Origin of the sequence: Shewanella waksmanii ATCC BAA-643, from assembly GCF_000518805.1 — a bacterium.
Taxonomy (GTDB): Bacteria; Pseudomonadota; Gammaproteobacteria; order Enterobacterales; family Shewanellaceae; genus Shewanella; species Shewanella waksmanii.
The window spans coordinates 107,625-131,767 of the sequence record NZ_JAEH01000008.1; the positions used below are offsets into that span (position 1 = coordinate 107,625).

Here is a 24,143-nt window from a genome sequence, read left to right on the forward strand (position 1 = left end):
TTTTATTTTCTGCATGGCGCCATGCCGCCATTTAAGCATCACGAGCTAGTCGCCTACCTGGGTCACTGCTGTATTAATGCTGGTGGTATCTGTTTCGGCGTTTATTGGGGTTGGCGTGTTTGGCACTTATCAAGCTAGTTTCACCGAGTTATAGCTAATGGCTTTCTACGTAGCTAATGGCTTTCTATTTAACTAATGGCTTTCCATATAGCTGACAGGTCTATGTTTACTGCCAGTTTTTGCTTGGTTTTTATCAGCGTTTACGTCACCACATGCCTTAAAGCGTAAATCAGCATCAGCTTAATTGACTGCAATGTTGAATCAGCACTTATCAAAATCGCCGGTTAAACCAAGCTGAGTTGAACGATGCTAGTTAGCCACAAGTTGGCTGTCATTGGCCGCATTTCTCAAGCGCACCTTGCGCTAAATGCAACGGTGTTTGTCAGATATATTGCCTAGAAGCAGGCCTGTGTTTCACGACTGGCAACGACGGGGTTAACACAGTCAAATGCCTTTTATGTGGTGTTGCGCCGAGCAGGTATGGCCCATTGTGTACTTTTGGCAGTCATCTTTAATCATAACTCATCATTTAACATCATCTCGGTGCAAATCTGGTCGCAATAGCTGTTAGTTCCTTTTGGTGTGTAAGTTTATGTTGTCTTTTGTTTTCAGTGCTTTACAAGTAAGTTTTATGGTCTTTTATTATCATATATGACCTTGTTACAGATCTGTTGCGATAGCTTTAAAGCTGTTTTTTTATATTGTATAAAATTGGTTGTGAGATGAAGTGGTGTTGCGCTGATAAGTCCAACTGATATGCCTGCATGGGATCAGCTGGTGGCCTGACGATTTATTTAAAACCGCTCTAACAATAACAAAAATTGAAAATAGCAATAAACAAGGAAAATTATGAAGCACGTTAAATTAAAGCCACTATTTGTGGCGATTATGTCTGGCTTAGTGAGTCAAGGTGCTGTAGCACAAGCAGTGAACAGTGAGGAAGTGGCGACAGAGGAAGTGTATGAAAAAATCTTAGTCACCGGTTCTCGGATTGCTAGAGCGGGTGCCGACACCACGGCACCCGTTACCGTGGTTACCGCAGAAGAGCTGGCGATTTCTGGCAGTATGAATCTCAATGAAATGCTGGCGACGTTGCCACAGTTTCAAGGTATCAATGCCTCAACCAATGCCTATAACCCAGAAAATGCGGGTCTATACACAGTTGATTTACGTGACTTAGGTGCTGTACGTACCTTGGTTCTAGTTAACGGTCATCGCCCAACCCAAACCGCTAACTCTTCAGATCTTTTAGTTACCGACGTAGGAAATATCCCGGCTAGCTTAGTTGATAGAGTTGAAATCCTCACCGGGGGGTCGTCTGCGGTTTATGGTTCAGATGCCGTTGCTGGCGTAGTCAATATTATTCTTAAGAAAGAGTTCAATGGCGTTGAAGTGGATCTTTATGGTTCAACAACGGAACGCGGTGATGGCGAGCAAACGGGCGTCACGATTACCGCTGGTAATAGCTTTGATGACAATAAGGGCAACTTTGCCGTTAGCCTAGATTACTTTAAAGAGAACGAGCTGCGCTATGCAGATCGACCTGGTTCGTATGGGCAAACCAATTTTGTAGCCAACAAACTGGACCCAAGAGGTGACATTGCCGGTATTCCCGATCAAATCACCTTAAACAATATTGGCTGGGCAGATTACAACGTGTTGGCCGAGCGTCCGACTATCATGATGGATAATTATGATTACTTTCAGTTTGGTCGCGATAGCAGTGGCGAGCTCAACCGCGGTTTCCTCGCGATCACTGATGCTGAGCTGTATGACTACTATAAGCAGTCTAGTGATGTTAACCCTTATATGTACTCCAGTGTTGGCCCAATCCAAGCTGTGGTGCCAAAAGAAAAGTACAGTGTCTATGCAGATGGCAGCTATGACTTTGACAATGGTCTGCTGTTATCGGGTGATGTGCAATACAGCCGCAGTAAATCTAAGCAAAACCTAGATCCAGAGTTCGTGTTTTCTTGGAACGGCTGGATTAATGTCAATGACGCGCCATTTGATGTACCACAAGCTGTGACAGATACGGTTGCCGACCACAACAATGGCAGCAGCTGGTTTGCCGTACCATACACCTTTAACGATCTAGGTAATCGCACCACAGAAGTCGACAGAGAGTTTATCTCGGCTTCGGTGACGCTAGAAGGTGAGGTGTTCAACGATTGGTATTGGGATGTTTATCTAGCCAGCGGTCAAACCTCGAAAGAGACCACCGCCTATAATCGTGTTAATACCGAAAGGTTCTACGCTTTTGAAACGTTTGGCGAGTGTGAAGCTGACAACAGTTGTCCTGAATTCAATCCATTTATGCCATTGACCGATGAGCTTAAAGATTATGTACGCATTGACCCGTTTACCGATCAAACAACGACATTCCAACATACGCTTGCGGCCAATATAAACGGCGCAGTAATGGATATGCCTGCAGGTGAACTCATGCTAGGCGCGGGTCTTGAGTATCGTCAAGAAGGGCTAAAAGTCGAGCCTTCTGATGTGATGCTATCGGGAATTAACCGTGGCAATACAAAGTCAGCGCAAGATGTCGATCGTGATATTGCCGAGGCATACGTTGAGGTTGTTGTACCTGTGCTCGCCGATATGACGCTCGTAGACAGCTTAGATGTTGAAGCGGCTTATCGTGTGGCAAACTATACCTATGCAGGTACTAACGATAGCTGGAAGCTGGGTATTAACTGGGCGCTGAATGATGATATTCGTCTACGTAGTGTTTACGCAAAAGCGGTTCGCGCTCCCCAGTTGACCGAGCTGTTTTCACCAGAAGAGACTGATTTCTTCCGCATGTCTGATCCTTGTGACATCGATGAAATTCCATTTGCCGACGATCCAGACCTGCGCGCTGCAAACTGCGCGGCGTTAGGTGTACCAGAAAACTTTGAGTCTGAAATGCGTATTACCGGTGGCAGCTATGGTTCAACCAAAGGCAATGAGGAGCTCGACCCTGAAGTGGCACACACACTGACTGCGGGTTTAGTGTTACAGCCTTCAAGTGTAGACAACTTAGTTATCTCACTGGACTATTTCAACATCAAGATTGAAGATGTTATTGGCCGCTTTGGCGCAGAAGAGTTTGCCGAGCGCTGTGTTGATGCTGATTCAGTCAATAACCCATTTTGCGGCCAAATCACCCGTGAAGCTGATGGCAATATTAGCTACGTGAATGACACTTATGTGAACTCCGCACAGATGATTCGTGAAGGTGTGGATTTCCAGGTTAACTACGACATTGAACTCGGGCAAGGTAGCGGTTTAGATTTCGCGTTATATGGAACCTACCTGACTAAGAGTACTTGGCAAGATACCGTTGATACTGAAGAGTATGATTATGTGGGTGTTGTTGGTGTACCAGAGTGGAAAACTAGCTTGAATACCCGCTACACCTTAGCTGACTTCACGGCATCTTGGCAGATTAACTATGTATCAGGAGCCAAAGTGTCACGCACGGCAACAGCTGAGAAGTATGACCGACCTGAATTACCATCATCAATCCTGCATAACGCTCGCTTAGGTTTCGACTTTACCGATAGCGTCAGTGCGTACATCGGTGTGACCAACGTGTTCGACCAAGATTGGCTTGGTATTGCTAGTGCCAGCAGTGGCGGGACAACTTACCCCATTCGCGGCCGTAGTTACAATGCTGGTCTGAACGTACAGTTCTAGCCCCTTGAGCGAGTGTGGTGACCGCCCCTGTCCCACATTCGCTCCTCCTTTTAGACATTGATTCAGGCTTAGCAGCTTAGCTGCATAGGCCGCAACTTTTAATGCCAATAACTTACTAAGGTGACGTTTTTTATCTACTGATAAATCGTCGTATGTTGCCGAGATAACTTAAGGAAAAATAATGAATAACAAACTTAAGCTAGCACTGTTGACCAGTATGGTCAGCACCATACTCGCACTACCTAGCCCCCATGCTATCAGTGCGCCGGCGGCCACGCAGCTTGTTGAAGTGACGCGGCCAGACGGAAGCCGTGTGTGGCTGCGCAAGTGGGGTGACGAATTTGCCCATGGCTGGGAGACAGCCCAAGGTGTACCTGTGGTAAAAGATGACGCCAGTGGTTACTGGTATGTCGCTGAACTGGATGACGCTGGCAGACAAACTCAATCAGCACAGCGACTTGATTTACGCCAGGTACTACAACCTAGCGCACAGCATAAATTAGGTGGCCGCAACCTTAAGCGTGATGCCCAATGGCATGCGCAAAAAAGGCGTAAACAAGCTCATCAGACAAACGTATTTGCCCGGGCATCAGCTAATGGTCCTAGTGCCCAAAATAGTGGTGTTAGCCAGACGGCCATCATGCCGATAACTGGCACGATTGATGTGCCGGTAGTGATGGTCAATTTTGCCGATACCCAAACAACTGCGACACGAGATGAGTTTGATCATTTCCTTTTTCAGGACTCCCAAGGACTCACCGCCTATTATCAAGAGGTGTCATATGGCCATTTGAATTTGGCTGGCGGCAACAGCGGTGTGATTGATTGGGTCAAGCTGCCTAATGATCACGCTTTTTATGGGCGAAACAACAGCGCTGGTTATGATAGCAATATTGGCGTAATGATAACCCAAGCCTTAGATGGTGTTGACCAAAATGTGGACTTTTCGCAGTTTGCTGATATTAATCAAGACTGTCAGGTTGACCTGATTTCCATTATCTATCAGGGCAATGGTGAGCACCAAGCGGTTGGGGCAGCTAATGATATCTGGGCACACAAATACAGCCTATATTGGCTGCAATCTGAGGGTGATGGCGACGGTGTTTATACCACCAATGATACGTGTCTAGCTGATCCGTCTAAACGAGTAACCGTTAACGACTATTTTGTGGCGCCGGAGTTAAGCAATGCTGGACAACGGGCCAATGTAGGCACCTTCGCCCATGAATTTGGTCATGTGTTTGGTCTACCTGATCTTTATGACACGGGTGGCACCAATTCAGGCCAAACTGCTGGTGCGGGCGATTGGAGCTTAATGGCTTCAGGCAGCAAAACCGGCCCTGAGCGCGATGGTGAATCACCAGCGCATCTCTCGGCATGGGGCAAATATACCTTAGGTTGGATCACGCCGACACGCCTAAATGGCATGAATCAACAGCAGGTGACGATTGGTGAGTCGGTCAATCACTCACAAGCCTACCTGTACGAAAACCCTGATAATCCGCAAGAGTACTTCTTAATAGAAAACCGTCAACAACGCGGCTTTGATGCGTACTCTCCGGGTACAGGTTTAGCAATATGGCACATTGATGATGCCCTGGCTGCCCCCGGCAGTAATGGCGAAACACAAAGTGATGTTAATGCTTACCCCTGTGATTTGGGCTATCAGGACTGTTCAACATTACACAACGGTGTGCAATTGGTGAGTGCTGATCACTATTTTGATTTGGAGCATGATTTTAATGACGGCGACCAACATGATCTGTTTGGTGAAGATGGCGATGGTGGCGCAGATGAATACAGTACCGATCAAGACTGGGACACTGAGTTTTCTGATCGTAGCTTACCCAATAACCATTGGTGGGATGATACTGAAAGTGGCTTAAATATTACCAATATCTCTGTTAAAGCCGATCAAATGAGTTTTGATGTAGCGACACCCTCAGAGCAAACCGATGACGAAATTGTGTTAACCAATGGTGTTGAGGTCGTGTTGGGTGCACAACAGAATCAGCAGATCAGTGGTTATATCGAAGTGCCAGCGGGTGCCAGTGAGCTAAGTTTGCTATTGACCCACCTTGATGGCGGAGATGCTGATTTGTATGTCAACTTTGGCACCCTTAATGACACTTCGACCGCCGACTGTTTCCTTAATACCGCTAGCCCAGTAGAGCTATGCAGCGAAACCCAATTGGGTACGACCCAAGCTGGGCGCTACTATTTTGTGGTTAAAGGCTACAACGGTCAGGCATTTAGTCAGGTCAGTTTGGTTGCTAGCTTTAGCCAAGACGATGAGCCACCAGTGGACGAGGGCAACGAAAGCCAGTTTGCAGTGAATGTGGCCAATGGCGAGTACCAACATATAAGCGTATCGGTGCCAGAAGGGACATCGCGTTTAACCATTGCGCTTGATGAGAACAATGGCGCAGCGATGCTAATGGCTAATTACGGCAGTCAAGCAAGTGCCAGAACTTACGATGTGAGAGACAACAACGGTGAGCTTGTTGAAGTTAATATGCCGCAAAGTGGCAACTGGTACATCGCTATTCGAGGGCGAAATAACGGGGTTACCGCAGGAACGCTGACGGTGACCATCGACTGATTTAGCACGTGATTGGTTTGATCTCCCGACCTACCATTTTTCATGCACCCTTAAGTCGTTGATTTTGGCTTAAGGGTTTTTTCGTTGCGATACACTGTCGCCAGCGTCTTATGTCCTATAGGCTTGTATTCTAGCCAATAAAAAACCCGCCGAAGCGGGTTTTTCTAACACACTAACCAGTTACAGCTTATAGCTCATACTTAACATGATTAGGTGGGCTGTGTAGTCTTGGCTGTTGCTGCCAAATCCTACTACGTTCCAAATGCCATCTGGCGCGATATCATTACCGGCGTCATTGTCGCGGTATTTTTCCATCTTGTAGTCAAGACGCAATGCCATTTTTTCGGTGGCTTGGTATTGACCATAGACGTTAACATTATGCGCTTTAGCGTAGTAATCGCCATAGTCACCAGTGATACCTTGAGTGACTTGAGTATTACTGTTTGAATCTGAGTAAGTGTAGTCAATGCCTAAGCGTAACTTCTTCTCCATCAAATTGTTATAGCTAAAGCCTGCGCCAATTACATCCACTTGATCTTCAACTACACCATACCAGTTTGGCGTGCTGAAGTTAGTGCTGCCTGCTTGCTCTGATTCAATGTTTTGACGGCTATAAAACGCATTAACCATCATGTCATCGTTGATCAAGTAGCTGGCGTTGATATCGTAGCTTAAGTCTTTTGACTCAGTTAGACCGATTTGGGTGTCGTTGTAGTCATCTAGCGCGTAGCGTGTACCAAAATCAATAGTCAGTGCATCGATAGGGGTATGAGTCACGCGTGCTTCAACCATAGAGCGTTTACGGTCTGCTAGATTGTATTTGCGCAGCAGATCATTTGATTCGCTCGACGTCCACTCAGAGGCTTGATATTCAGAGCCATCACGTTCGCCATAGCTACCCTTGATCCACATGTCCCACTCGTCGAAAGAGTTTAACCGGAACTTAGTCCATAGCGTATGCTCATCGGTGGTTTCACGGTCTTGGTAGCTACGCTCATCTTGACGGTAATCGTAACCGGCTTCTAGGCGCATACCGCGTGCGATACGATAGTCAGCCCCCAACTTAGCGCGTTGGGTCGTGATGTCGTATGGCGTGTTGTAGGCCACTTGACCTGTGGTAGAGTCGATGCTGATTTGCGTCCATTCTTCCACGTTGGTCTTGTTATCACGGTCGCTATAGTCGTAGCTGGCATTAAGACGCACGCTTGAGCTGATACGAGAAACCAGCTTTAAGTTAACGCCTTGCATATCAACACGGCCATCAAGCGAGTCAGCCGGCATGTCATAGCCATATCCAGAGGTCACAAATGCTTGGTCTTGTGTCATCTGGCCATAGTGGACGCGGCCACTCATGATAGTTTTACCTGCAGTCACTTGACCCATTAATGAAACGGTATGGGCTTCGTTGTCAGGATCCAGTGCCATTGTCCCTTGAGTTTGCGCACCAAAAGTCGGATTGAATGCATTATCAAAGGTTAACTGGCTGTACTGGTTTTTAAAGCTTGAGCCTGAGTAGTTCAAAGCAGTAAACCAGTTGTCGCCGCGTAATTTAATACCAGCTTCAATGGTATCGGTCGTGTAATCAACAGGTTCAGCCAACATCATTGACTGATTGAAGAAGCTTCCTGAAGCCTGCTTAAGGCCGGTTTTATCTTCGCGCTGGTAATTAACGTAGGTGCTCCAAAGCTCTTCACCTTGGTATTCAAACCCTAAGCCTGCACGTTTACGCTTTAGCGATAGTTCTAGCGGATTTAAGCTGCTATAAAGCTGAGTCATATCTTGACTCGAACCTGCGGTTTGCCAGTTATCTGGCAAGGTGAGGTGGTCACTGCCTGCACCTTGATAAGGTGACATCGCTTGGTCAGTTTTATAGGTCGCAATCTGACGATAGTTAAGGTTAAGGTTATACTGTCCAGCCTTACCAGCATTGACATCTAAACGGCCATTTTCCATGCCTAAGTTGTCAGCTTCGATGCTAGCCTGGTAGCCGCTCTCGCTAACATACTTAACGTCAGCATCTAGCTTACCTGCAAACTCGTCTTCGGCAGCAAAGGCATTCGCTGAGCGAATATCGTTGCTGTCGTTGTAGCCCACACCCACGCCTACACTGCCAGATACGCCAGTTTCAACTTCGCAGCGCTTACAGGCCCACTTGTCAAATTTGACTTTCTCGGTATTGGCATTTTGCAGTCCATAACCTTCAGCCATTGCAATGTTTGGCAGTATGACACCGGCATTTGCAAGTAGCGCAAGGGTAACCAAATTGAGTTTAAATTTCATTTTGCTCTCTCCTTAGCGCTGAAATAGCTTGCCAGATGGGTGGTTAGAACCATGGATCTGGTTGTGACAGTTCAAGCAACTACGTCCACCAGTAAAGGCATTACCACCGACACTTGAGCCGTGTTCGGTATTGCCTAGGTAAGCGTTGCTTGCATGGCCATCACTAGCATGACATTGCTGACACAATTGTGGTGCACGGGTATTGAGCATGCCTTCGTGAACGCTACCGTGTGGGTTATGACATGTGACACAGTTTTCAGTGACTGGCGCATGTTCCCACAATTTAGGACCGCGTTTCTCGGCATGGCAAGAGTAGCAGGTCTCATTCACGCTTGGCTTTACCAAGTCAGAGTCACTCATGGTTCCGTGTGGATTGTGACAATCACTACAAACCATTTGTGCCCATTTCATTGGGTGGCTAGAGCGTTTGTTCATGTCCGCTTTTTGCTTGGTGTGGCAACTAGTACATACTTCCATCTCAGTGTTTTTTGATAACACTTGATCTTTTTCGGTATGGATTGAGTGGCACGAAGCACAAGCAACATCAGCATTGTCATGGTGACCGCCACTCCAAGACATACGTTTGTCATCTTGGTGACAGCTCATACAAACACTGTTTTGTTTTTCTGCTGAAAGGCTAGAGTCTGGGCCGAAGGCGATAACAGGTTCATTACCACCACGGTTGTGATTCCCCATTGGGCCATGGCAGGCTTCGCATTGCAGACCAGCCATTGGGCTTTTGCTTGAGTTCATTGAGCCGTGAACCCCTTTGAAAAGGTCCATCACTTTTTCAGAGCGGCGGTGGCACATTAGGCAAGAGTCAGCACCTTGAGGCGAGTATTTACCTTCGGCAAACTTTTTATCTAAGGTGGCTTCGACCTCGTCTGGGGTCATTTTGTCGTCCCACTTGGCTGCAATTGCGGTGTGCGCAAAGCCAAGTGAAAGCACTGCAGTAGCCATTAGGGCTGGCAGCAGAGAGGTTATTTTTTTTATGATTTTCATATTCGGCATCCTAATTCACATCATCAAAATTGAAAGGGGGAGGCGACTCCCCCAATTTCTATTTCAAATGCAAATTACATCTTCACCTGAGTGTGATCGCTGATAGCTGGGTTGTGACAGAAGAAACAGGTCTCTAGTTGAGCTGCATCGTTTGCTTCTTCAAAGCTAGCGTTCACTTTAGCGCCTTGGCTTTCAACGTGTGACTTGAACTTATCACCGCTGTAGCTGTGACAAGAGTAACAAGTTGCTGCGATTGGTGTGGTGTAACCTTCATCAGTGGCTAATGCGCCTTTTGCTGCAAACGCATCAGTATTGAACTGCGTGTGACACTGGCTACAGTTAAGGTTAACAATCGCACCGTAATCACCGTGGCTATGAACCTTATGTAGCTTCATCTCAATCGCGCCTAGGTTTTTGCCCGCAGCGTAAGTGCCATCAGGGGTGTGGCAAGATGCACAAGCGTCAACACCAATGATAGGCAGACCATTTTCATCATTAGTATGAGCAACCTGATCTGACATCACAAAACCTGCATGGTGGCTACCTTTATGCACTTCGAATTCATCACTGTGACAGCTAGCACATGAATCGAAATTCACTGAATTAACGTGACGCATGCTAGGCGCTTCACCTGATAATGTTGCAAAAGCAAGGTCAGCTTTCATGGCAGTGTATTTGTCAGTGTCTGCACGATCAAACTCAGGGTCATCACATTTAACAAACTCACCATTTGCAGAGCACATTGCCCAACCTACGAAGGTGAATGCTGTTTCGTTATCAGCACCAACTTCTGGGTTAAGTTTAAGGTCTTTAGAAGTGGTGTAAACCAACTTGCCATCTTCAATTGCAGCGCCATTAGCGGTGTCGACAATGCCGTTTTCAATTGCGTTGATAGAATCCTTACCATAGTAACCAAGGGTGACGTGGTTTGGACCAACGTTAGTGATGATTTCAAAACGCTGAACCATTGGTAAGATGGAATTAATGTCAACTTCAGCGCCACTTGAATCAACAACTTGGATGCTAATCGTTGCAGCTTGAGAAGCGGCATCGATAGTTGAAGTTGTGTTGATGCCGTAGGTATCAATCAAGGCTTTAGTTGAATTGAAACCACCTAAATGAATTTCTTCAGTCCAGCTTGCGTTGTGGCATGCGACACAGTTTGAATTGTCGTTTTGCTGTGAGTGGCCTTGACCTGCTTTAAAGTCGATACCCGTGTGACAGCTAGTACAAGTTTCCATGGTAGGAACGCGTGACCAGTTGCCCCATTCAGTTAGGCTATCATCGCCTTCTTCTGGCTCAACGTGACAAGACTGACAATTGTTTTGAATCAGCAGTTCAGCCGCTTCACCATTGTACTCTTTGCCATATTTATCTTCGAAAGATTTGGCTGAGTTATGGATATTGTGGATTAGGTGGTTCCACTGAGACTCTTCTGAAAGTGAGCTGCTGTGGCAAGTCGCACAAGTCTCTTGGGTGTAGTAACCGCTGTGACGTGTAGTCAGTGGTTTGCCTTCAGCGTGACAGTTAGTACAAGTTTGGTGTGATACGATATTTTTGGTGTAAAGCGCTTCGTATCCGTTACCGTCGAAATCAGCGACGATTTCACGACGTGGCACGCTGGTCGTACCGTCGGCTAGGGTTGAACCCTCACCACCAGCATAAACGTTATAACGTTGGGTAAGCTCAGCATCAAACGGCTCTGGCTGAAGCTCAAACGTGTAGGTACCGTTTTTGTTGTCAGTATAGTTTTCTAGACCTGAAGCACGAGCGTTACGGGTCCATTGTGCGCTATTACCTGCACCTGTTGCGCCTTGTGGCGTTAACTGGGCACCAGTAATGCCTAAATCTTGTAGGCCAACAATCGGTAAGTCTTCTTCGTTAGTCGCCATTACAGTGACAATTGGCGAGCCATTGTCATAGGTAACTTTGGTGACTTCAAGGTTAAGTGTTTGGATTGCGTCAGCAGCTGGGCCGCCTGGGTTACCATCTTCGCCATCGCTACCGTCACTGCCACCACAACCGGTCAGTGCCATTGAAACGGCACCTGCTGCTAGAAGCAGCTTAAATTTTTTGTTTTCTACGTTCATCATTTTTTCCCTGCATAGGTTTGGCATGTTCTTAAGCGCCTGGGCAGAATCCTGACCGATTATCATTTACATGATTTTCATTATTAGTGTGCAACTTAAGTCAATGCTGGAAAACTAATTCCCCAAGGAAAGGCTAACGTAATAGGGGCAAGAAATCTGCAAATGGCCTTCCAATGTGTGACTCAGATCTGCCTATTTATAAAGAGGTATAAAGTGGTGATGAAAAACAACAATCTAGATCAATAAAATGAAAGTTTTTTGACCGTTCAGCGTAAAGTGATTGCTGGTTAGATTATGACGTAACTATACAAGTTTGATGTGTTATTTACTTATCTAGTTTGCAAAGAATTGGCGATGATTTAACGCGGGGATTATCTGATGGAATTGTTGCAATCATAAGTAAAAAAAGGGAGGCAAAAGCCTCCCTTTTTAGTGATAGTTAGCGAGCTAAACTAGTGGCTACTGCCCCAGTTTGAGTGTGCTTCAAGAATTGATGAATCACTGTGACACGTTGAACAAGTCTCTTGTACATTGAGTGTCTCATAGAAAGATGCAGGGACACCTAAGGTGCTTAGGTCTGCGCCTTCTTGCAGTAAAATACCACCCATAGATTCGATATGACCAGCCGTTGCGTCATTTAAGCCGTAAGGAGGTAGGTGACAACTAATACAAGCAGCGGTTTGCGGTGACACAACAAGTTGTTCTGTATCGTTGGCACCGAATGCTACTGGCGCCGCATCAGCTTTAATCTTGCTAAGTGAGAAGCCATTGTCACCGTGACAAGACTGACACTCGGTTTTCTTAAAGAATAGGTCGCCTGAGCTGTCATACACATAGTGCTTGCTGTGCGCGATGTAAGCTAGGTTAGATGAACCTTCGCCTTTCTTATCGCGAGTGCCGTTGTGACAGCTTGCACAGCCATCCATGTCGTTACTGAAGCGGTGTTTAATCGCTGTCGTGTGACATTGCTGACACGCTTCCATTTCTGCGTGCTGAACGCGTGGAGAGCTGTCAACAACCGCACCGTCAACTGCAAAGTATGCAGTATCTGAACTGACGTAAGGACCTGAGTTGCTAACTGCACCTTCGCTGTCAACTTCACAATCAGCGACGGTACCGCGGCCATCGAAACAGATATGGATTTGGCTGCTAAGTGCAACTGTGACATCTGCGGTTTCCATCACTTCGGCAACTTTAAACTCGCCATCGCTGAAGGTAACGTCGATAGAACCGTCTGCGCCCTCAGTAAACTTGTCATAGCCAACTTTTTGATAGTTAACTAAGAAGTCGTCAGCAACAACACCGTTGAATACGATAGCACTGGTGTAGCCGCCATATTTGTATGGACTAGGATCTATTTGTGCCAGTGTGACAACTGTATCACCGTTGGTGACAGTCATATTCGCCGTAACAGTTTTAGTGTCTGGGTTGTATGACATGCTGTTCAAGGTCAACTTAGAAGCGGCTGCTTGGGCATTGTCATTTTGTAAGTAGTGACCTGATTCGGCACCACGTTGACCACCATTAGGGTCGTTATGACAAGAGACACAGTTTTCTTTGCCTTCGGCAATTTGACCATTCTCACTGTCCCAGTGCCAGCTTGGTACAGCATAAGGACTGTTGTGACAGCTCATACATGTGGCTGTATCTAAGTCCGCTTTCCATGCATCAGCCATCGCGACGGTTTCATCGGCTTGGTGACAAGTTTGGCAATTAGACGCAATTTGTGGGTATACGCCATTTTCATCATAGAAAGAGTGGCTGTGAATGTCATGTGCCATGGCCTTAATGGAGCCATCATATTGCATTTGACCGGTGACAGTGCCATCTTCATCTTTGATGTCTTTCATGTAAGTGTTGTAATCAGTGTGACAGAAAGTACAAGACTCTAGGGTCACATGCTTACCACCGTGCATTGACAATGCACCATCTTGACCTGGACGGTGACAAGATTGACAAGTCTCATTGGCAATAATTGCTTTTGGTTTATCTTGTGCTGTGTCTGAACTCGGCTGCCAGTAGAAGAAGCTGTTGTTGATCAGTGAAGCTCCAGCGTCATTAGCTGCTTTTACACCTAGGTAGATACCGCTAGTTGCATCAGCGGTATATTCGTATTTACCCAAAGTATCAATGGCTTTGTTTAGTACTAGTGTGTAGCTACCGTCGCCATTGTCGGTTAGACAGTCTTCACAGTCTTTACCTTGGAAATATGAAGAACCAGTATAATGGCCATCGCCTTTGTCTTTATTGAAGTAGCTCAACCACACTTCACGTGGTGAACCTTCAAGATCGGTAGTACCAACTTCATCTTCTGAGCCAACATGACCGAAAGAAACCGCACCAATATCAGTTTGCTGTAGACCAAATACTGCGGCACCGTTAGCATCACTTAGGTCAAAATTGACGGTAAGAAAACCATCTTCACTGACACTAGCTGAGGTGACGTTAGCTTGTATTTGTGACACTTCACCGATAGGTGAGCCTACTGGGCCCGGCTTGCCATCTTCGCCGTCTTTGCCATCGTCACCACTACAACCGGAGACCGCTAATGAAAGCACTCCTGCTGTAAGTAGCGCTTTTGAAGCTGCGCTTAAGTTAAAAAATTTCATCATGATTATTCCCTGCAATAGTTTTAATCATCACTGACTGCTGTTGTATTTAAGGATTAGCGTATATGCGACTAATTCTCATTTGTATGCTTATAAAACAACAAGTTAGTGTGTGGAATTGATTTCCATCTTTAAGGCTAACTAAGCAACAACTTTTTAGCAGGTGTTTTGGTGTGGATATGTGACCTCGATCCGACTATTTCTTTAGGGGTATAAACTAGGTCTCATTTTCAGAACGTTTTCAGGCAATATTCAGTTTGGAGGCCGCTAAAATCCCATAAGGTTAATCGCAGGTTGCAGAGGTGTCAGGGGCGTGGTTTTTGTGTTTGGAGGTTGTGATGCCAAGGTAGGTAATTAGGTTGGGTTTGTAGTTGAAATGTGTTGGGTTTCACTGGCTTTAAATTTATAAAAATGGTCAGGTTAGTAGGAGAAAATCGACGTAAAACCGGTGTCTTATATCTTTAAGGTTTATAGCGTTAGCTACATGGCAGCCAACCTTTTTAAGTAGTTGATTTATGGGGGGAGCTAACAAGTGCATAATGCTAGCGGGTACCAAGGGTTACTGTAGGCTAAAAGGGGATGGGAATCTATGTCGATGCAGCCGGCGTTAGGCAATAAAAAAGCGGGGAGCATTCCCCGCTTTTAATCTGTTACTCAATTAGGATTAGTAGTTGGTTGGATGAACCTTATCTACACCCATTGAGCGGCCTTCAGCGTGACAGGTCGCACAGCTTTCTGCACCAGTGTAGGAACCTAGTGGTGCACCAAATACACCGCCATTGGCTTCAACGTGTGGTCCGAAGCTGCTGCTGGTGTGGCAAGATCCACAGGCTGCTGCAATTGGCGAGTACTCAAGAATATCACTACTACCGCCTTCACCTTGGTTAAGTACCGCAGGTAGGCTGGCAGTGTCTGTCATCATGAGCTGACCTTTCTCGTGACACGATGCGCAATCACCGTAGTGTTTAGTAAAGGTAATGTTTTCATTACGGTTACTGTTGACCTTAGTACGCTTATTGGCGTGTAAGGTGTGGATCATCACTTTGTAATCAAGTGAGTTAGTCAGTCCTACTCGACTGCCTTTGAACGCGCCATCAGCGACAGCGTGCAATGCTTGGCCTTTGTGACAACTTACACAGCTACCATCAGTAAGTGATAATGGCTGTTCTTTGCTGTCTGGTGCGTGGCAAGAACCACAAGATGTTCTCGTGTGGAAAGACAGGTCAATGCTATCATCATGGCAGCTTTGACAGGCTTTTTCTGACGCACTATTGAAGCGAGTTTGTGGTACATCACCATTGCTCGCAAATGCAGCAGCATCAGTGGTGACAGTGGCTAGAATATGCTCTTGATCACAAGCAACTTTAGCTTCGGTTTCACGTGATGCACACACATTTAAGTGGCTCATCATTGCACCGCTGCTCATCCCAACACCGAGGTTATTGATGGTGTATTGGAATCCACCATTTACCGCCTCTACCATAATGTCACCCGTCGCAATCGCTTCAGCGTCTGCCAAGTTGATCATTTTGTGAGTAGCCGTTAGATCGCCGCGGGTCATTTTCCAAACGTCCGCAAAGTCATTGTGATGATTCTCTACCACTTGCACGTTCAAGGCACTGATAGCGCTATCTTCATGTGGCGCAGCACCAGAATCACTTTCAAACTCAACGAATACTGACAAGCTATCGTTGTCCGCATTATAGATGCCATCTTGTACGCTGAAGCTGTACGCATCTTTAGCTGCGGTAATTGTCAGTTCTTTATTAAGGTGGAACTTGGCTGCACCCATAGGGTTGCTATCATCAGCGTGACATGCTGCACAATCGCCTTGAGTGTATTGCGGGAACTGCTCAGAGTGGAACAGGCCACGTGCAGTGCCATCCCATTCAGGAGCGGCAAACTTCTCGTGACAGCTTAAACAAGCTTCTTGTCTATGGAAATAGAAGCTATCGGCTTGTGCAGGCGCGCTTTCGCCTTCAATGTGACAAGACTGACAGGCTTTCGCATCTGCCGGGAAAGTCGCATCGCTATAATCATGTGCTTTGCCGCCGTAACCAATCATAAAGTAATCGCCTTTATGGATTTGGTGAAGCATAGAACCAAAGTCAATTGTCGCGCCGGTTTCAGGATCGCCTGAGTAAGTTGTGTGGCACACAACACAGTTTTCTATTTCGATACGCTTGCCGCCGTGAAGCGATAGCTTAGGTGCCCATGCATGTTCGTAGTTGTCATTGTGACAACGGATGCAGCTTTCTTGCAAATCAACAAGGCTACGTGTTTCGTCGGCCGTTGCTGCGCGATCAAGTGCCGGTACAAAATCGTAGTGTGTATTAACGAGAGTGGCATTACTGACTGTGCTAGTCGGTTTTAACTCCAGTGTGACACGATGAGTTAAATGACCGTCGAATTCGGTATTTAGGCCTTCAATTTGCTCATATTCGGTGAGTGCTTTTGAGAAAGTGTAGCGGTATAAACCGTGATCAAGCACTTCGATACAGTCTGTTTTACAGCTAGTTTCGATGTTAGCTTGAATTTGTGGACCTTGGTGTTTATCCCAGCCTTCAGGGAGTTCCTGTCCATCAGCTACTGGTGCTGGGTCTTTTACAGTGTTGATGTAACTGGTCCACTGTGATGATTTTACACCTTTAAAAATTTCTGCTTCTGGGTCAGTCGAATCATGTCCTGGCAGTGGGCGTTCGCGCTTTTGCAGTGCGTCTAGCTTAGCGATACCGAAACCTAGCGCATTAATGTCGCTAAACTCTTCAAGGCCATAAATGGCAACACCATTGGCATTTTCAAGCTGAAAATCGACTGTGACAATACCGTCGGTAATTGTCGCATGCTCAATAGTGGCATTGATACTTGTGGCTTGCTGAATATCAACGCCGACTGGGCCATTTTCACCATCTTCACCGTCTTGACCATCGCTGCCATTACAACCGACAAGTGCCAGTGCACCTGCACCAATAATGGCTTTCATTGCGGTATTAATTGGATACCGTTTCATCATTTTTCCCCTGCATGAGAATTTTTATGAGTTATGTTTTTCAGCAGTACCAAATCACCATATTGCTGATTCTCAACTGCTTTCCACCGTGATTCTACTGAATTTATTCAATCTTCTAAGCGATGGAGCAGAATTATGTGAACTAGTTAAAACGCGCTGAACTAGAGTTGTTAACTCATGTGAAAATCAATATAAAACAATGTCTAACTGATTCTGTGTGGCAGTTTTTGATTGAGTGGTGGCAAAGTCTTAATTGAGTCTTAAATAAATGAGATAGATTGATGTTCTTACTGATGTAGATCAATTAATTTGTCTATATCAAAAGAGGTATTACGCACAAATACTTAACAAGTGGGTAGGTAGCGTTAAGGTATTGTGATGGGAAACAGCATGAAGGTGGGGTGAATGTTTACCCATTAGTCACAATATGCGGGGATGAAAAAGGGAGACAACGTCTCCCCCCTTTATTTAGCTTATATTGGACTCGCTGATGTGGCGCTTACCAGTCAACTGGATGAACAGCATCGACACCATTGGTTTTACCCTCTGCATGACATGTTGCACAGCTCTCACTACCCGGTACATAGGTCCCGCGAGTGTCGCTGGCCGCGCCGCCATTAGCTCGAATGTGTGAGATTAGTGAGTCTTGCTCACCGTGACAACTGACACACGTTGAGGCGATTGGTGAGATTTCCGTTTCATTGCCAGCGTCGTCTATGGTCAATGTGGCAGGCATCATCTCTAAACCAGCCATCGTGAGCTGACCTTTGTCGTGACAAACGGCGCAATTACCATAGTGTTCAGGGAAAGTGACGACCTTAGAAGGTGATTCACCATTTTGCTTAGAACGTTTATTGGCATGGTGCGCGTGAATACGCACTTTAAAATCAATATGATCTAACGCAGTTTGGTTATCCTTATAAGTCGGGTTGTGACACATTTGACACTCGCCTTCAAAGTTGGTGTAACTGCCGCTGTGTTTGAAATCGATGCCAAATTTGCCGATAAATTTATCATCATGGCAGTTAGCACAGGTTTCGTTGCTAACAGGCTGACGCCGCGCCATCACATCCTCATCACCGTTTAGGTTAAAGGCAACCAATTCACCAGTAATTACTGACGGGTTGATTGACTCATCACTACCGGTACCACAAGCCACTGCAGCTAACGTGTCTCGGTCTACACAGATATGAGTTGTCACTACCCCTGTTGCTGATTGCATTGTGTCAGGAGTTAATGTGGTTGCTTCACTGTAGTTGTAAGTGCCATCACTGCCCGATACTGGGGTGATTTCATTTAACTTGTAGTTCTGCTTACCGGCGGTAAAGTCAATATCGTTGCCAAATCCGAAGTAAATATTGCTGTAGGCGATACGCGCGTCAGCGTCGGGGCTCATCACTGCGCCAGTCACACTTGAATCACTAAACTGCACACTAAAGTTAAGCATGCCAGAAGACAAAGACACAGAGCCCGGTACCAGGCTTGCAGCATACTGCGCTTTGACATTGTCTTTGGCGACGGCATCGGTCATATGATGTGCAGCACCGGCTTCACCTTGTTCGGCATGACATGTGCCGCAAGAAACACCCGCATCGATATATTTATCGTGCATGTCATCTTTAATTTGGCCCGCATCGGTTGAATCTGAATGACACGATCCACATGCTAGCGCACGGTGATGCTTAAAGTTAAATGCATCAGCGGGTGAGGTTTCACCTTCCATATGACAAGTTCGACAATCATACATATCAGCTGGGAAGGTGACAGCGCTATAGTCGTGAACACTGCCGCCATAGCCTACCATTAGATAATCGGCTTTATGGATTTTATGCACCATGTAACCCATATCGATTGGCGCGCCCGTTTCTGGATCGCCAGCATAGCTTGTATGACAAACCTGACAGTTCTCTAATGCAAAGCGTTTTGAACCATGAAGAATTAGCTTGGGCGCCCATGCATGACCATAGTCGTCACTGTGGCAGCGCAGACACGAATCTTCCAAAAACTCCACGGTGCGAGTATCAGTACCCGAAACCATCTCGCCAGATGACGGTAGAAAATCATAGTGAGCATTAACTAACTTATTAATATCACCGTCGGCACGTAGCTCCATCGACACCCTGTGGGTTAAGGTTTCGTCATAGGCTAAATCTAAATCACCTACTGCCTCGATTTCATTGAGGTTTAGCTGGAAGGTATAGCGGTAGCTGCCAGCATCAATTTTTTCAACACATTCTTGTTTGCAAGAGGTTTCTATTGAAGGCTGAATCTGTGGTCCGGCCATATCTTCATAGCCAGCAGGAATATCTTCTGTAACAGGTTCTACCATACGATTAATATAGCTCACCCACTGCGGGGTTTTATACCCTTTACCTTCTTGGGGAAGTAGCTTAGCAATGCCCAGACCTAAGGTGTCGACACCTGCGTATGTATCGAAATCTGTTATCGCGACGCCATTGGCATTTTCAACGTTAAAGTCAACGGAAATTACCCCGTCGCTAATATCTACCGCGGTGATGGTAGATCTTAATTCGTTGGCTTGGGAGACAGAAAAGCCCACTTCGCCATCTTGGCCATCTTCGCCGTCTTTACCGTCGCTGCCGCAACCAAATAGCAGTGCAGAGCAGGTCAAGGCCAAGAGGCTATGTGTTAAACCTTTTCTTTGTAGTTCCATAATTTGCGTTCCATATTTTCTTTATATTGCTATTAGTTTGGCCTCGAGTTACTCACCTCGAGGCCTTTGACGGTTAGTTGATGGCATGCACCTCTAGCACATCAATACTTGCCCCTTTGCCGTGACAGGTAGCACAGGATTCGGTGCCTGCTGTGGCATCTTCATAAGTGCCCATAAACACGCCGCCTTGTTGGGTCATATGTCCTTTAGCGCTATCACTATTGTGACAGTCACTACAGATAGCGGTAGTCGCGCTGGTATAGGTGCCATCGTCCAGTGACAGCGGTGGAACACCACCGTATAAGGGCAGTGCAACGGTTAAGTCACCGGCTGCATCTTCTGCATGACATTGGGCGCAGTTGGCGATATTGCCGGGGTAGTTGATGGACTCGTACCCTTCGCGCTGACCGTTATGAATGCTATGAATCATATGCTTATAGTCGGCGGTAGCAATCGACGGGTTAGCCGCTTGCGCATCGGCGGTCATGTTAGGGTTGTGACATAGCTGACATTGCTGAGCTAAATCGTTGCGAGAGCCGTGGTAATTTAGCGCTTGGTCACCATGACAACTGCCACAGGTTTCATTTGTGACCACGCTACGGCGGCCCATGTCTGCTATTGCGTCGCTTGCAAAGAATTGGGTTGATGACTTGATATTGACTTGGGCATAACTGTCATCGTCGCAATCTCCTAGCTGACCATCGGCGGCACAGACTTTACCTTGTATCGCCAGTGTACCGGTATCGGTTTCAGTACCAGCGGGAACAGTTAACCCTGCGATAGAGTAGCTGTAGTCGCCATTACTGCCACCGTTTGGCGTTATTTCGGTCAACTTGATAGAAGGGGCAGAGCGGGTTGCATAGTCAAAGCTGTTACCCCAGTTAGCATAAACTCGCAAATCATTGACAAATGCTAGTTCATCCGCGCTTGCGTTATAGTTTTCACCAGTAACAGGGTTGCTTAGCCTAATAGTGAAGTTGACTGTATCATTGGCAAGGGCTGCCTGAGTGATGGTTGCGCTAAACTGTGCCAATGCCTCGTCATTACCGCCATCATTGTGGGCGCTCATCGTCCAATCTGAATTATGACATGCCACACAGTTGCTGTTGTCGGCTTGGGCTGGGTGGCCTTCACCGGCAGGGAAGTTAATGTCGGTATGACAAGAACCACACGCTTCCATGGTAGGCACTCGCGCCCAGTTGAGGTGCTCTGTCAGTGTTTCATCTTCCGCATGACAGGTTTGACAGTCAGCCAATGAGCCCGGATATCCCACCAAATGTTTGCTGTGGACCATTTGCGGGAAAATATTGTCATTATTACTCACGCGGCCTTCGGTATGGCATGTAACACAAGTTTCAATTTCATTGTACTTGCTGCCGTGGAAAGCCAAGTCGTTATGGCAGGTATTACAGGTCTCTATGGTCACGATATTTCGGGTATAAGCCACTTCGCCACTATCTTGCCAATCGTAATGCTGATTGGTGGTCGGTAGGGGCGTACCGTCCGGTAAACTATCACCGCCGACTTTTATCACCACACGTTGCGTGGCACCAGCCATGTAACTCACCTCATTCATACCATCAAAAGCGGCGCTGAAAGTGTAGCTATAACGACCATTTCTATGGTCGGTAAATTCACCTGGGCAGTCCGGTGAGCATGATTCAGAGGTAAAGTACTGCCATTGGCTACTATTACCGGCATTGGTGTAACCCTGTGGTAGCAGTTGAGTGGCGATATATGTACTACTGGCAATGCCCACTACAGGTTCATCGTCTTGGTTAGTTACACGGTAATTGACCGTTGCGACACCGGCATTGAGTTGTACTTCGTTAACTTCAACAATTAGCTGCTCGATTTCGCTCGCTGGCGGCCCACCAGGTTCGCCAGGATTACCGGGTTCGCCATCATCACCGCCACATGCACTGAGCAATGCTGCAACACACCATGGCAGATAACGTCGTAGAGTATGACTCGTGGTTGATTTCATGTTGTCTTCCTTGGAATTCATCTGTTATACCTCGCTCTACAGCTGATAGCTCAGGGTTAACCCGAAATAGTGAGCACTATAGTCATGACCTAGGTCGCCAAATGTCAGTACATTGGGGATGGCATCTGGCGCTAAGTTAGCGTTTTGCCAGTCAGCGTCTTGATATTGCTCGAAAATCCAGTCAAACCTTAGACCAAACTTGTCTGAAAATTGATAGTCAGCGTAAGCGTTTACGTTATGACGTTTAGCGTAATGATCTTGATAAGGTGTTGAAATTCCTTGCGTGACTTCAGTATCGCTTTTACCGTCACTAAAGCTGTAATCCAAACCTAAGGCGAGTTGCTTATCGAGTAAGTTGCTATAGGCCATACCAGCCCCTAGCACTGTTGATTCATCCGAAATGGTGGCGAACCAATTTGGGGAAACAAAGTTGCTGGTACCCGCTTGATCACTGTCACGCCAATCTTGGTTAACAAACGCATTAAAAGTGAGATCATCATTGGCTTGGTAGTGCATTGATACGTCATAACCCAAGCTATCCACTTTCGTTAAACCAATTAACGTGTCGTCATAGTCGTCTTGCGCGCCATGAATGTTGGCGCTTGCTGAAAATGCACTTTCAGAGGCAAAACTGGCAAACAGTGCATAGTAGGCATGCTGGCGATCAGCTAAGTAGGTTTTTCTAGCTAATGGGTGGCTAGGGTTATCTGTGGTGTCTACCGGCACATAGGCGCCGCCACTTCTATCGGCAGCTTTGGCTTTTAACCATAACTTCCATTGCGGATTAATGTTGTAGTTGAGCTTAGCGTCAATGATTGATTCGTTGAGCTTGTTGCGGTCTAAGTCGCTATAAGTATTGTGGTCATAGCGGTAGTCAACATCTAAATAGACGGCACGACTAAAGCGATACTTGGCGCCTAAATTCGCTTGCTGGCGAGTTCGATCATAGTCCAAGTTGGTTGCATAGCCGCTGAAGTAGCTATCGGTCACCACCTGCGGGTAGCTAGCTGTTTGAGTTTTATTATCACGGTCCCGGTAGTCGTAACTTGCACGAATATTAAACTCGTTGGTAATGCGCCCAGTATATTTGAGCTTCATCTCAATCATGTCGACCTGACCATCGAGTGATGCTTGTGGCAGCTCCGGAGTCGGGCCATTGATGGTAGCGGGTAAAAACTGTTGATCTTGAGTAAAACGGCTAAAGCCAACATGCATAAGCATTTGATTGCTGCCGGATCTAAATTGGGTATTCCCCGCGATTCGATAAGCTTTATTGTCAGGTGCAACCGCACTTTGGCCGCTATATGCCGCACCAAATGTGGGAGAAAAGGCATTTTGCCAGCTTAAAGCTTGGTGATCATTTTTATATTGGCTGACTTGGGTGTTTATGCCTGCAAGCCATCCATCACCATTAAAATAGAGCTTAGCACCTAAGGTATCGCTGCTATCGTCTATTGGTTGTGCCAGCATGGCACTGTTGGTCAACATGTTGCCGCTAAACTTGCGCTTTCCTGAGCGTTGCTCGTATTGGTAATCGATGTCGGCTTTATAAAAGCTACCCTGATAATTTGCAGCTAAGTTAAACCGATCGCGTTTAGTGCCCAGTTCGACCGGTTTTAAGCTGGCATCGAGCTCAGTCATTTGTCCGGTTGTCGCGCCCGTTTGCCAATTATCGGGCAAATTGAGCGACCCAGAATACGGTGTTAGCGCACGGTTGGTGTCGTAGTTGGCTAACCCACGATAACCCAACGCGATGTTATATTGACCTGGGCGGCCGGTTGAGACTGATGCGGAACCGGTATCGTAGCCCAACTTATCTGCTTCAAAGTCAGTTCGGTAGCCGCTTTCGCTGATATAGCTGCCGTCGGCTTGTACAAAGCCGGTTACGCCATCTTGATCTGTTCCGGTGGTATTAGCAAAGTGTGGATCAGAGCCGTCATTGGATGCAATGCCTGCCCCAACACTGCCGGTAAGACCCGGTTCAACAACACAGCGCTTACACTCCCATTTGTCTAGCTTGACTTTATCTCGCTTAGCATTGGCCAAACCATAACCTTCAGCAAAGGCTGGCGACATGCTTGCAGAGATTGCCATGGCGATTAAGCTAAGCGACATGGGTAAATTAATCCTTTTCATCTTAGA

10 protein-coding genes are annotated in these 24,143 nt (G+C 46.5%); 2 read left to right on the plus strand and 8 right to left on the minus strand.

Translation table 11 applies throughout. From position 1 onward, the window contains the following. Window positions 1-909 precede the first annotated feature (909 nt). Window positions 910-3,747, plus strand: coding sequence for a TonB-dependent receptor plug domain-containing protein (locus L865_RS0105610; protein ID WP_028772332.1), 2,838 nt, complete (start codon window positions 910-912; stop codon window positions 3,745-3,747). A gap of 181 nt (window positions 3,748-3,928) precedes the next feature. Further along, entirely contained in the window at window positions 3,929-6,349 is a 2,421-nt protein-coding gene (locus L865_RS0105615) for a M6 family metalloprotease domain-containing protein (protein WP_028772333.1), read from the plus strand. Between the two features lie 180 nt (window positions 6,350-6,529). Here the strand turns inward: L865_RS0105615 and L865_RS0105620 are convergent, their stop codons facing one another. The 8 genes from L865_RS0105620 to L865_RS0105655 all read right to left on the minus strand — a co-directional run bounded on the left by L865_RS0105620 (window position 6,530) and on the right by L865_RS0105655 (window position 24,137). Then, window positions 6,530-8,629, minus strand: coding sequence for an MtrB/PioB family decaheme-associated outer membrane protein (locus L865_RS0105620; RefSeq protein WP_028772334.1), 2,100 nt, complete (start codon window positions 8,627-8,629; stop codon window positions 6,530-6,532). Between the two features lie 12 nt (window positions 8,630-8,641). Further along, window positions 8,642-9,631: a DmsE family decaheme c-type cytochrome gene (locus tag L865_RS0105625; RefSeq protein ID WP_028772335.1), complete on the minus strand. Its 990-nt coding sequence runs from the start codon at window positions 9,629-9,631 to the stop codon at window positions 8,642-8,644. 74 nt (window positions 9,632-9,705) lie between these two features. Next, window positions 9,706-11,721: an OmcA/MtrC family decaheme c-type cytochrome gene (locus L865_RS0105630; RefSeq protein WP_342666126.1), complete on the minus strand. Its 2,016-nt coding sequence runs from the start codon at window positions 11,719-11,721 to the stop codon at window positions 9,706-9,708. 452 nt (window positions 11,722-12,173) lie between these two features. Further along, window positions 12,174-14,333 (minus strand): OmcA/MtrC family decaheme c-type cytochrome, encoded by a 2,160-nt coding sequence (locus tag L865_RS0105635; RefSeq protein ID WP_028772337.1) that lies wholly within the window; start codon window positions 14,331-14,333, stop codon window positions 12,174-12,176. 661 nt (window positions 14,334-14,994) lie between these two features. Beyond that, window positions 14,995-17,340, minus strand: coding sequence for an OmcA/MtrC family decaheme c-type cytochrome (locus tag L865_RS0105640; protein WP_051484460.1), 2,346 nt, complete (start codon window positions 17,338-17,340; stop codon window positions 14,995-14,997). A gap of 499 nt (window positions 17,341-17,839) precedes the next feature. Then, window positions 17,840-20,014 carry an OmcA/MtrC family decaheme c-type cytochrome gene (locus L865_RS0105645; RefSeq protein ID WP_028772339.1) on the minus strand — a complete coding sequence of 725 codons (2,175 nt, stop codon included), beginning with the start codon at window positions 20,012-20,014 and terminating at the stop codon, window positions 17,840-17,842. A gap of 73 nt (window positions 20,015-20,087) precedes the next feature. Continuing rightward, window positions 20,088-22,001: an OmcA/MtrC family decaheme c-type cytochrome gene (locus L865_RS0105650; protein ID WP_028772340.1), complete on the minus strand. Its 1,914-nt coding sequence runs from the start codon at window positions 21,999-22,001 to the stop codon at window positions 20,088-20,090. 36 nt (window positions 22,002-22,037) lie between these two features. Then, window positions 22,038-24,137: an MtrB/PioB family decaheme-associated outer membrane protein gene (locus L865_RS0105655; RefSeq protein ID WP_028772341.1), complete on the minus strand. Its 2,100-nt coding sequence runs from the start codon at window positions 24,135-24,137 to the stop codon at window positions 22,038-22,040. Window positions 24,138-24,143 lie beyond the last annotated feature (6 nt).

Coding starts and splice junctions, on each gene's coding strand:
- L865_RS0105615 (WP_028772333.1), top strand. CDS start 3,929: ATGAATAACAAACTTAAGCTAGCACTGTTGACCAGTATGGTCAGCACC.
- L865_RS0105655 (WP_028772341.1), bottom strand. CDS start 24,137: ATGAAAAGGATTAATTTACCCATGTCGCTTAGCTTAATCGCCATGGCA.
- L865_RS0105650 (WP_028772340.1), bottom strand. CDS start 22,001: ATGAAATCAACCACGAGTCATACTCTACGACGTTATCTGCCATGGTGT.
- L865_RS0105635 (WP_028772337.1), bottom strand. CDS start 14,333: ATGATGAAATTTTTTAACTTAAGCGCAGCTTCAAAAGCGCTACTTACA.
- L865_RS0105610 (WP_028772332.1), top strand. CDS start 910: ATGAAGCACGTTAAATTAAAGCCACTATTTGTGGCGATTATGTCTGGC.
- L865_RS0105640 (WP_051484460.1), bottom strand. CDS start 17,340: ATGAAACGGTATCCAATTAATACCGCAATGAAAGCCATTATTGGTGCA.
- L865_RS0105645 (WP_028772339.1), bottom strand. CDS start 20,014: ATGGAACTACAAAGAAAAGGTTTAACACATAGCCTCTTGGCCTTGACC.
- L865_RS0105630 (WP_342666126.1), bottom strand. CDS start 11,721: ATGAACGTAGAAAACAAAAAATTTAAGCTGCTTCTAGCAGCAGGTGCC.
- L865_RS0105625 (WP_028772335.1), bottom strand. CDS start 9,631: ATGAAAATCATAAAAAAAATAACCTCTCTGCTGCCAGCCCTAATGGCT.
- L865_RS0105620 (WP_028772334.1), bottom strand. CDS start 8,629: ATGAAATTTAAACTCAATTTGGTTACCCTTGCGCTACTTGCAAATGCC.